This is a genomic window from Companilactobacillus farciminis KCTC 3681 = DSM 20184 (genome assembly GCF_002706745.1).
In the GTDB taxonomy this organism is placed as follows: Bacteria; Bacillota; Bacilli; order Lactobacillales; family Lactobacillaceae; genus Companilactobacillus; species Companilactobacillus farciminis.
Genome location: NZ_CP017702.1, coordinates 894,924 through 904,313 on the forward strand (window position 1 = coordinate 894,924; position 9,390 = coordinate 904,313).

General features: G+C 36.9%; 13 protein-coding genes and 2 tRNA genes. All 15 read left to right on the forward strand.

Translation table 11 applies throughout. The annotated features are described in order from the left end of the window. The first annotated feature begins 47 nt into the window (after positions 1–47). The 15 genes from LF20184_RS04270 (at position 48) to LF20184_RS04330 (ending at position 9,390) form a co-directional block, all read left to right on the forward strand. Positions 48–659, forward strand: a complete 612-nt coding sequence (locus LF20184_RS04270; RefSeq protein ID WP_010019136.1) for an NUMOD4 domain-containing protein — start codon at positions 48–50, stop codon at positions 657–659. Beyond that, positions 650–721 (forward strand) — tRNA-Met (locus tag LF20184_RS04275). The genes LF20184_RS04270 and LF20184_RS04275 overlap by 10 nt, the downstream gene beginning before the upstream one ends. 8 nt (positions 722–729) lie before the next feature. After that, a tRNA-Trp gene (locus LF20184_RS12725) sits at positions 730–792 on the forward strand. 57 nt (positions 793–849) lie between these two features. Next, a complete protein-coding gene (locus tag LF20184_RS04280; RefSeq protein ID WP_010019138.1) occupies positions 850–1,068 on the forward strand; it encodes a Thoeris anti-defense Tad2 family protein in 219 nt (72 codons plus the stop codon). Further along, the gene (locus tag LF20184_RS12730) at positions 1,058–1,216 is read left to right on the forward strand and encodes a hypothetical protein (protein ID WP_156403041.1); all 159 of its coding nucleotides are present in this window, start codon (positions 1,058–1,060) and stop codon (positions 1,214–1,216) included. The genes LF20184_RS04280 and LF20184_RS12730 overlap by 11 nt, the downstream gene beginning before the upstream one ends. Before the next feature lie 104 nt (positions 1,217–1,320). Further along, on the forward strand, positions 1,321–1,911 hold the full coding sequence (locus tag LF20184_RS04285; RefSeq protein ID WP_029606476.1) for a hypothetical protein: 591 nt from the start codon (positions 1,321–1,323) through the stop codon (positions 1,909–1,911). Next, a complete protein-coding gene (terL, locus tag LF20184_RS04290; protein ID WP_056945228.1) occupies positions 1,898–3,337 on the forward strand; it encodes a phage terminase large subunit in 1,440 nt (479 codons plus the stop codon). The genes LF20184_RS04285 and terL overlap by 14 nt, the downstream gene beginning before the upstream one ends. Before the next feature lie 15 nt (positions 3,338–3,352). Further along, positions 3,353–5,008, forward strand: a complete 1,656-nt coding sequence (locus tag LF20184_RS04295; RefSeq protein ID WP_010019144.1) for a phage portal protein — start codon at positions 3,353–3,355, stop codon at positions 5,006–5,008. Then, positions 5,008–5,979 carry a minor capsid protein gene (locus LF20184_RS04300; RefSeq protein ID WP_010019145.1) on the forward strand — a complete coding sequence of 324 codons (972 nt, stop codon included), beginning with the start codon at positions 5,008–5,010 and terminating at the stop codon, positions 5,977–5,979. Before LF20184_RS04295 ends, LF20184_RS04300 begins: the two co-directional genes overlap by 1 nt. A 109-nt stretch (positions 5,980–6,088) precedes the next feature. Further along, entirely contained in the window at positions 6,089–6,760 is a 672-nt protein-coding gene (locus tag LF20184_RS04305; protein ID WP_010019146.1) for a DUF4355 domain-containing protein, read from the forward strand. A gap of 11 nt (positions 6,761–6,771) precedes the next feature. Further along, positions 6,772–7,089: a hypothetical protein gene (locus LF20184_RS04310; RefSeq protein ID WP_010019148.1), complete on the forward strand. Its 318-nt coding sequence runs from the start codon at positions 6,772–6,774 to the stop codon at positions 7,087–7,089. 4 nt (positions 7,090–7,093) lie between these two features. Then, on the forward strand, positions 7,094–8,122 hold the full coding sequence (locus tag LF20184_RS04315; RefSeq protein ID WP_010019150.1) for a major capsid protein: 1,029 nt from the start codon (positions 7,094–7,096) through the stop codon (positions 8,120–8,122). Positions 8,123–8,234: 112 nt separating this feature from the next. Continuing rightward, entirely contained in the window at positions 8,235–8,591 is a 357-nt protein-coding gene (locus LF20184_RS04320; protein ID WP_010019151.1) for a phage head-tail connector protein, read from the forward strand. Then, complete coding sequence (locus LF20184_RS04325) at positions 8,591–8,911, forward strand: hypothetical protein (RefSeq protein WP_010019152.1); 321 nt, start codon at positions 8,591–8,593, stop codon at positions 8,909–8,911. The genes LF20184_RS04320 and LF20184_RS04325 overlap by 1 nt, the downstream gene beginning before the upstream one ends. Next, a complete protein-coding gene (locus tag LF20184_RS04330) occupies positions 8,911–9,390 on the forward strand; it encodes a hypothetical protein (RefSeq protein WP_010019153.1) in 480 nt (159 codons plus the stop codon). The genes LF20184_RS04325 and LF20184_RS04330 overlap by 1 nt, the downstream gene beginning before the upstream one ends.

The window sequence follows — 9,390 nt, forward strand, 5'->3', positions numbered from 1 at the left end:
CGGTTAGAGTATTTTAATTATAAATTATTTAAAACGAAAGGGTTTGTATGGAGAAATGGAAGTTTATAGAAAATTCAAAGGTGTTTCAAATCTCTTCTTTAGGTCATATTCGGTCGATTGACCATTATGTTAATAATAATGGAACTAAGACAATTAGAAGAGGTAGGTTATTAAAACCATATAAGACAAAATTAGGTTACTTTGAAATAAACTTATATGAAAATAATAAAGTTAGGCACGAGTATATTCATCACTTGGTAGCAACGGCTTTTTGTAATAATGACAATAATTATCAAGAAATACATCATATTGATTATAATAAATTTAATAATGAATATACCAATCTTTTGTGGTGTTCACGAGAATATAATCAAATTGATATGGTAGAGCATTATAATAAAAAGGTAATAGCTAATAAGTGCAAAACCTGTGGTAAGCATATTAGTAAGGGAGCTAGTTATTGTCGTAAATGCTTTTTAGAAAGCATTCAAAATAATTCAGAATACTCTTATAAAGAACTTAAAAAATTACTTTATAACTATAATGGAAATTTTACACAGGTTTCTAAGTTATATAATGTATCTTCAACTACTATAAGAAGGATTTGTAAGAAACAAGGAATACCTTCAAAAAGCAAATTTTATAAAAGGGTTCAATAGCTCAATGGTAGATCATACGGCTCATAACCGTGCGGTTGTAGGTTCGACACCTACTTGAACCATTACAAGGATATTTCAATTGGTAGAATAGTGGTCTCCAAAACCATCAACGTAGGTTCAAATCCTAATCAAACTATTAATTTTAGATCAGTCAATCATGGCTGATCTTTTTATTTTGGAGGAAAAGAATATGACATTTAGTAAAGCATTTGAAGAAGTTAAACATGGCAAGGCAATGCGATTACCACAATGGAATAAGGATGTATCTATTAAGGCTCAGTATCCGGATGAGCACAGTAAAATGACAGCACCGTATTTATACGTTGAATCAAGATTTGGACGTGTCCCTTGGAAAGAAACAAATATTGAACTATTTAGCAACGATTGGGAAGTAGTTAATGATGGCTAAGATGATTCGCACATCTTGTGGATTGATGACACCCATGGAAGCCAAAATGATTGGTGATGTTGATCGTGAACTGAAAAGAAATCCAATCAATAAAATTCATTCAAAACCTAATTTGATGGCTTCTAAATACACAAAAAAATCAAAATAATAATTAAAATAAATATCCATTTCATTTTACTCATCTCCTTTTAAAAAAGAGGATACAGCAAAAATGAAGTCTAAAGATTTTTCCATTTTTTAAGAAAGCAGGTGATGACGTTGGCTAAGTCTGAAATTGACAAATGGGTTACACCAGAAGGGTTGATACAGCTTGAAGGTTGGGCAAGGGATGGCTTAACCGATGAGCAAATAGCACATAATATTGGCATTGGAACTACAACTTTGTATCGTTGGGAAAATAAGAAGCGGGAGATTTGGGAGTCCCTAAAAAGGGGCAAATCCGTTGTTGATCGTGAGATTGAAAATGCTCTGTTCAAGCGTGCCAAGGGTTTCACGGCCATCGAGACACAATATAAGGTAGTCCCGCTTGACGATGAATTAATTGATGTTAGAAGACGTGACTATGAAAACAAATGGAAGTTGAAGCACCCAGATGCATCTAAGCAGGAGATTCAAGATGCTGCTATTAAAGGTGTAAAAACTACCAGACGTATCAAACTTGGTTTGGTTGAAAAAGATATTCCGCCTGATACGACTGCTGCTATATTCTGGTTAAAGAATCGTAAGCCTGATGAGTGGCGTGATAAGCATGAGACTGAGTTATCTGGTGGTTTAAACGTTCATAATCCATATGCCAATCTTACTGATGCTGAATTGAAGAAGATTGCTCATGAACAGAAGTGATTGGATCAGACGTGGTGCAGAGATTGAACTGGCACGACGACATTTCTTTGATTTCTGTAAATTGCGAATGCCAGACTTCTATAAGCCAAATCGTAAGTATCTAGTTGATTTATGTAATGACTTGGAAAACTTTTTAACTAGTGATGATCAAGTGCTAGTAGTTAATGAGCCACCACGTCATGGAAAGTCTTTGACAGCCACTAATTACGTTGAATGGTTACTTGGTAGGGATAGCACTGAAAGAATCATGACAGGCTCATATAATGAAACACTATCTACTGTGTTTTCCAAATCAGTTCGTAATACGATTCAAGAAGTTAAAGCTGATGACAGTGTTCTTGTTTATAATGATATTTTTCCAGATACCCATATCAAGTATGGTGATGCTGCTATGAATATGTGGAGTCTTGAAGGCAGTCCGGTTAACAACTACCTTGCTACATCACCAAGTGGTACGGCCACTGGTTTTGGTGCTGATCTAATTATTATTGATGATGTTATCAAGTCAGCTCAAGAAGCTAATAACGCTAATCGATTAGATGATATTTATCATTGGTACATTGATACAATGCTTTCACGTCTTGAAAAAGGTGGCAAAGTTTTAATCATCATGACACGGTGGGCCAGTGGCGATCTGGCTGGACGTGTGCTGACTGAGATGCCAAAAGCTGGATACAAGGTCAAACATATTAACATGAAGGCTCTACAAGATGATGGAACGATGTTGTGTGATGATGTCTTGTCACTTGCTGAATATAAGCAGAAAACATCGGTAATGAGTCCTGAAATTGCAGCTGCTAACTACCAGCAAGAGCCAATTGACTTGAAGGGTACTTTATATCAGAAGTTCAATACATACACGAAACAACCTGAGTTCAGTGGTATCTATGCTTATTGTGATACTGCCGATGAGGGTAGTGATTATCTTGTATCAATCGTATATGGAATATATCAACAAGAGCCTTATATTCTTGATGTTGTCATGACTCAAGAGCCAATGGAAGTCACTGAATCTTTGGTGACTGAAAGCTATTACCGAAATAAGGTTAACCTTGCTAGAATTGAATCTAACAATGGTGGTAAAGGATTTGCACGTCAGGTTGATACCAAATTAAAGAATGAGTATAAAACGAATCGTACTGTTATTAATTGGTTTCACAATGGTCAAAATAAGGATGCACGTATTCTATCTAATTCAAGTTGGGTAGAAGAACATATGCATTATCCTGAGGACTGGAAGTCACGTTTTCCAGTCTTTTTTGATGCAATCAAGAAGTATCAACGTGCTGGTAAGAATCTGCATGATGATGCTTCAGATGCTTTAACCGGTGTTGCTGAATCAGTTATGTCAATGGAAACTAATAACCACAGTCAAAACAGAAAGCAACAAATTAAGAGTTTAAGAAGTCTAGGGCTAATTAACTAAAAAGGAGTTGATGTTATGGCGACAGATACAGATCCATATGCACTAGGACAATCAATCAACATGCTAAATGGCAGACGCTGGGTTGGTGGTTTACTCAAAGCTAACAAGCAATACACAATGCCAGCTGATGATTGGAATGAAATCAAGAGTGACCCCGAGAAAATTAAAGAAGTATTGCAGTATTTTATTACTCAACATTATCAATATCAATTGCCGAGAATATTAGAGCTTGAGCGTTATTACAAAGGTGAGAATGATATTCACTTTGCTAATACAAATATCTCAAGTAGCAGAGCTGACAACCGTGTTACTTTCGGTTTTCCTAAGTTTATTACTAATACACGTGTTGGTTATTCTGTCGGTAATCCTATCAAGTTTCAATACAATGAAGATGACGCTAGCGATGATGATTTAAAAAACGCTTTAGACAATTTTAATAGCCGAAATGATGAAAGTTATCATGAAAAAGTGATGAAGAAGAATCTGAGTATTACCGGTCGAGCCTATGAGCTAGAGTACGTCAAAGAAGGAACAAATGATGTAGCAATTAGACCGATTGATCCAGCTAATGCATTTGTTGTTTATGATTCATCGATTGAACAGCATTCATTATTTGGAGTGAGATATTATCTCATTGAGTACATGAATAAGCCAAAATATTATGCAGAAGTATATACAGATGATGCCATTTATTATTTCAATGATGGTGAAACCCCTGGAACTGATCTAGTATTTGATCATGCTGATGAGCACTACTTCTTTGGCGTTCCATTGACTGAATATATCAATAATGACGAACGTATGGGCGACTGGGAAGCCTCACTTGATAAAATTGATGCCATTGATAAAGCTGTATCGGAAATGGCCAATTCACAAGAAGACTTTGCTAATGCCATTCTGAAAATTATTGGCAATTTTGATATTAGTGATGCTGATGGAGAAGAACCAAAGCACCCACAAATTGACCGTAAGAATGCAATCATGTGGTTGCAACCTGATGTACAGCAAAATATTGGTGATAATGGCAACACTGTGATTCAGCCAGATGTTGGTTACGTTACTAAGGATTTGAATGTGGCCGAGTGGAAAGTATACGTTGACCTAATTCGTGCTCAAATTCATATGGACACAAATACTCCCGATACATCAGATGAAAACTTTTCTTCTAATTCATCAGGTGTTGCAATACTTTATAAGCTTTGGGGTAGTGATCAAGAGCGTGCTATTCAAGAAAGTTTATATACACGTGGTATTATGAGACGTCTTAGAATCTTAGGTAATTATTTAGAGGTTACTGGTCAAATAGCTCATGCAGAAGACGTAGAGAACTATCAAATTATATATACACCTAACTTACCTAAGAACGACCAAGAAACGCTTCAAAATGCTCAAATACTTGCTAATCTGGGTACTGAGTCAAATCAAACTATCCGTGAAATTGTTGAAAAGTATACAGGTGTATCACCAGAAACAGAGCAGAAACGTGTTGAAGATGAAAACAAGCAAGAGGTCGATAATGATCCAATGCAGAAAGTATTTAATCGAGTTCAAACACCAAATCCAATTAATACGATTGAAAGTAGCAAGCCTGACCAAAGCAAGCCCGACCAAGATAATTTAAGCTCAACCATTTTAGATAAGATTAAAGGATTGTTTGGCGGTGGTAAGTAATGAAACTTACTGAAAAACAAGCCATAGCGATTGCCCAAGCTATTTATGGTAAGCAAGATGAGCGTGTGAAGCAGATTGAACAGCTTTATAAAAATACACAATCAAATGTTATTGATATGATTGCTGCCTTTATTGCTAACAATTCAAATTGGAATGGTAAAGCTAATCCTGATGAGATAGCCAACTTCTTATCCAATTTGAAAGACACGTTTAGTAATGCCGGTAAAGATGACCAGGCTACCATTAAGGCGGCGTTCAAAGGCAATCAGCTGAAAACCAACGGTGATGTGTTAATTGCTAAGATTACACAGGCATTTGTTAAACAGATGGTTGCTCAAAAGTTGCAGTTGAGCGTAAGCACGAAGAACATCCCTGATGTAGTTAACTCAAAGAACTATAAAAGTGCACAGAAAAAAATCAATACTTATAATCGCCAATCAAAACGATCAATGAATATTGATTCTACATTGCAACGGACAGCACGCAATGCTGTGTTAGATCGTCACGTTGATTCTGATATGTTTAGCTCAATTAATAAGCAGACACTTCAAACTATTCGTAAGGTTCGGGATGTCGCCGAAAGAGCCGCTAAATCGCCAAAGGATTCTCTTAATTGGCAAAGGGAAGTAGCAGACATTTTGACCGGTGGCAATAAAGCTACTAATGGCCAAATGGGTAGAGCTGCTGGCATGATTCGAACCGCTACTGCACAGGCATTAAACAGGACAAGATTGGAAAAGCTAAAGAGTGACAAAGTTAAGAAATATAAGTTTGTGTCACTTGAAGCTCCTAATACCTGTCAGGATTGTGCCGATTTAGACGGAAATGTCTATGATGTTGCAGACGCAGAGGAAGGTGTTAACTTTCCGCTCATGCATTACAACTGCCAATGTACTGTGATTGAAGCCAATGAAGATGATGATTGGGATACTTCTAATCATGATGTTAGTGAAGAACTAGATAGCTTATAAGCCATGCTAATGTATGGCTTTTTTTATTGCCATTTTTGTCGGTTGCTGGCGTAAAAAAACAACTGATGAATAAAAGTTATACCACTTAAAAGTATGGAGGAATCTAAGTATGAAATCACTATTACAAGAACCAATCAAACTAAATTTGCAATTCTTTTCTGAGGAAGGCGGAAACGGATCAGATAACGAGGGCAGCAAAGGCCCAGAAAATGAAAATTCTGACAACAGTTCCGATGAATCAGGCAAAGAGAATGATAAAGACAGTTCTGATGGTGAAGATGACGGCAAGATGTTCACTCGCTCTGAATTGCGAAAATTGATCGGTAGTGCTGTTAATGAATATAAGACTAGCAAACTACCTAATTTGTTAAGCGAAGCAGAACAAAAGGGCGCTGATAGAGCCAATATGACTAAAGATGAGCGTATCGAAGCTGATACAAAGGAACGTGAAGACAAACTTAATAAACGAGAAGCAGCCTTAAATATGCGAGATGCCTTATCTGATACGTCAACAAAATTATCCGAGAATGGATTGCCTACAAGTTTTGCCAGTATGTTGAGCGATCTTGATGAGGATAAGCGTACAAAAAATGTCAAAGAATTTAAGAAGGCATTTAGTGAAGCTGTTCATAAGGGCGTTCTCGAAGCTACTAAGGGTGGAAAGACACCTCAAACTGGTGGTAGTGAACATACTGAAGATATTGGCTCCAAATTTGCTGAAATGGCAAATAAGCAAGGTCAAGGATTGAACAATAATCCTTGGTCAAAATTAAGAAAATAGGAGGATAAACTATGTTTTATGAAAAAAATGTTCATGTAGATGAACTCAATTTTTTAGATAGTGAGAAGTATGTAGCATTTTCCACTAAGGTAGATGCTACTACTCCAGGAGTGGTTAATGGTGTACTACCTGCTGGCTCAATTGTTCCATCTAACGATGCGAAAGCTCACGCAGTTACTTTAAACGAGGTAGATGTGTCACATGGACCTGAATTAGTTTCAGGGATCGTTGATGGCTTCATTAATGCCAAACGTTTGCCAGTTGCACCAACTGCCGAAGCAGTGGCGGCGCTAAAACGAATTACATTTTCAAATTTAGAGGAGGCTTAATTTAATGCCAGAAATTTTAGATTTATTCAATCAAAGAGATGTGCTTTCATACGTTAATAATCGTCAATATCCTACATATTTAGGTGATTCACTATTTCCATCAAGAAAAGTATTAAGTCTAGATGTTGAAATTCTTGAAGATAGATATACAACACCTGTAATAGCTCCAATGTCATCATTCGATAGTGAAGCACAAATTGGAAGCCGTGAAGCTGATAGACGTTATGCAGAACTAGGCTATATCAAACGTAAGATTCAACTTAAAGAAAAAGATTTGGTAGCACTTAGAAATCCAAGAAACCCACAAGAACAACAATACTTAACTCAATTGGTTTACAACGACACCGACCATATGGTAGAAGGTGTGCAAGCTCGTGTTGAATTAATGCGTATGCAATTACTTGCCAACGGTGTTGTTTTACCTGATGATGCTGATTCTAGCTGGAAGATTGATTACGGCTTACCTAAGGAACATCAAGTAACTGTTACTAAGTCATGGGATGACCCATCAAGTGATCCAATTTCAGATATTAAAGCTTGGGTTAATACTTTGGATATCGTGCCAACTAGAGCTTTGACATCAAGAAAAGTGCTCCAAGCTTTGGAAGAAAATAGCTCAATCAAAGCACTATTTAAGAGCTTGGGTGTAATTCCATCTGATGGATCATTAAACCAAATTATGCAAAGCCTTGGATTACCCGTTATTGTTACTTATGACAGAAAGTACCGTGCACAAAGCGCAACAGGATCATATACTAAAGAACGATTCTTCCCAGAAGACAAATTTGTCATGTTTGATGATAATACTTTGGGTGAAACACTTTATGGACCAACTCCTGAAGAAAGCCGTCTTATGTCAGGAAACAGTAACGACATGATGGTTGGGAATATCTTTGCCACAATGTATGAAGAAGGACATGATCCTGTGGGTACATGGACAAAGGCAGCTGCTACATCATTGCCAACTCTTGCTAGTCCTGATGAATTGTTCCAAGCACAAGTTCTATTATCTGGATCTACAAAGTCAAAATAGATCCGCCATCAAGTTCGGATGGCGATAAAACTAGTCCGGATAAACCAACTAACGTGAAGTCGGTAGCTACTACAGATGGTGCCATTATTTCAGCTGAGTAGGGGGTGATTTAATGGCTGATGAAGTTAAAATTGAAGATTCAATCCTTAAAGATTTCAAAACTTTAAAGCATATCAAGAATGATGAAATGGACGATATCTTTAAAATATATATCAATCAAGCTATGCAAGAAGTTGAATTGTATATTGGACAAGATACCCTACCTGACGTTTTAAAAGGTATCATCACTCAAATGGCTGAAGCCAAGTTTACTAAAGCTGGTTCAGAAGGTACGGCATCTTCTAGTGAAGAGGGATTATCTTATTCATTCAATGAGAATGATTTGAAGCCATTCTTCCCGGTACTTAATAGATATATTGATAATCTAAGAGGTAGCGGTGACCGTGGAAGGATAGTGACGTTCGATTGATGTTAAAAGATATTGTTTTGCTAACAAAAGATAATAGCAAGAATAAAGATCCTTTAAATCATGTTGCAAAGTATTCTGAGCAAGTCCTGCATTCTGCAAGGGTTACCGAGTTCAATGGAGCCACAGCTCAAAATAATGCGGTTGGTAAGCAGTATGACCATTCATATGTAATTAGATTGGAAGGTATTCACAATGCCGATAAGGTAGCTTTTTTGGATGATTATCGTGCAAACAAGTCCAACGTTTTACAAATATCTCAGCTCAGAAGACATCATTTTAAAACTGATATTTACTGTGGTGATACCGAGGTGAGAAGCTGATGGCTTGGGATAATGAACATGTGCCAGTTGTTAGAGTTCAAGCCCAAGATAATTTCAGTGATGATTTAACTTCAATGGCTAAATTATTAAAAGATTCCGGCAATGAAGATTTAGCTAAGTTAGTCCTCCAGGATAAGGCAAGATTGAAGAAGAATATTCCTAAGGCAATCAACAAGATTGCTAATGATGAAGTTGACGGGGCTCAGAAGTTAATCAAAGAGCGCCAATATCACTCGAAATCTGGTTACGTAGGACATGGTAACTTGTGGAAGTCAGTAGCTAAGCATCCAAGTAGAGACGGTATGAAGTCAGATATCTATGCTAACGCTGAATCTATAGACGGATATGAGTACATTCAGGCATTTGAATACGGCTTGAAGAACAAGAACTATCCGGCCCATCATGTCATGCACGATTCGGGGATGGCTCTTGATGTAGACAAGTATTCAGATGAAATTATTAGAAAATCGATAAAGTAG

Bases quoted from the DNA above. Each gene is read 5' to 3' on its own strand.
- LF20184_RS04270 (WP_010019136.1), top strand. From the start codon at position 48: ATGGAGAAATGGAAGTTTATAGAAAATTCAAAGGTGTTTCAAATCTCT.
- LF20184_RS04280 (WP_010019138.1), top strand. From the start codon at position 850: ATGACATTTAGTAAAGCATTTGAAGAAGTTAAACATGGCAAGGCAATG.
- LF20184_RS12730 (WP_156403041.1), top strand. From the start codon at position 1,058: ATGATGGCTAAGATGATTCGCACATCTTGTGGATTGATGACACCCATG.
- LF20184_RS04285 (WP_029606476.1), top strand. From the start codon at position 1,321: ATGACGTTGGCTAAGTCTGAAATTGACAAATGGGTTACACCAGAAGGG.
- terL (WP_056945228.1), top strand. From the start codon at position 1,898: ATGAACAGAAGTGATTGGATCAGACGTGGTGCAGAGATTGAACTGGCA.
- LF20184_RS04295 (WP_010019144.1), top strand. From the start codon at position 3,353: ATGGCGACAGATACAGATCCATATGCACTAGGACAATCAATCAACATG.
- LF20184_RS04300 (WP_010019145.1), top strand. From the start codon at position 5,008: ATGAAACTTACTGAAAAACAAGCCATAGCGATTGCCCAAGCTATTTAT.
- LF20184_RS04305 (WP_010019146.1), top strand. From the start codon at position 6,089: ATGAAATCACTATTACAAGAACCAATCAAACTAAATTTGCAATTCTTT.
- LF20184_RS04310 (WP_010019148.1), top strand. From the start codon at position 6,772: ATGTTTTATGAAAAAAATGTTCATGTAGATGAACTCAATTTTTTAGAT.
- LF20184_RS04315 (WP_010019150.1), top strand. From the start codon at position 7,094: ATGCCAGAAATTTTAGATTTATTCAATCAAAGAGATGTGCTTTCATAC.
- LF20184_RS04320 (WP_010019151.1), top strand. From the start codon at position 8,235: ATGGCTGATGAAGTTAAAATTGAAGATTCAATCCTTAAAGATTTCAAA.
- LF20184_RS04325 (WP_010019152.1), top strand. From the start codon at position 8,591: ATGTTAAAAGATATTGTTTTGCTAACAAAAGATAATAGCAAGAATAAA.
- LF20184_RS04330 (WP_010019153.1), top strand. From the start codon at position 8,911: ATGGCTTGGGATAATGAACATGTGCCAGTTGTTAGAGTTCAAGCCCAA.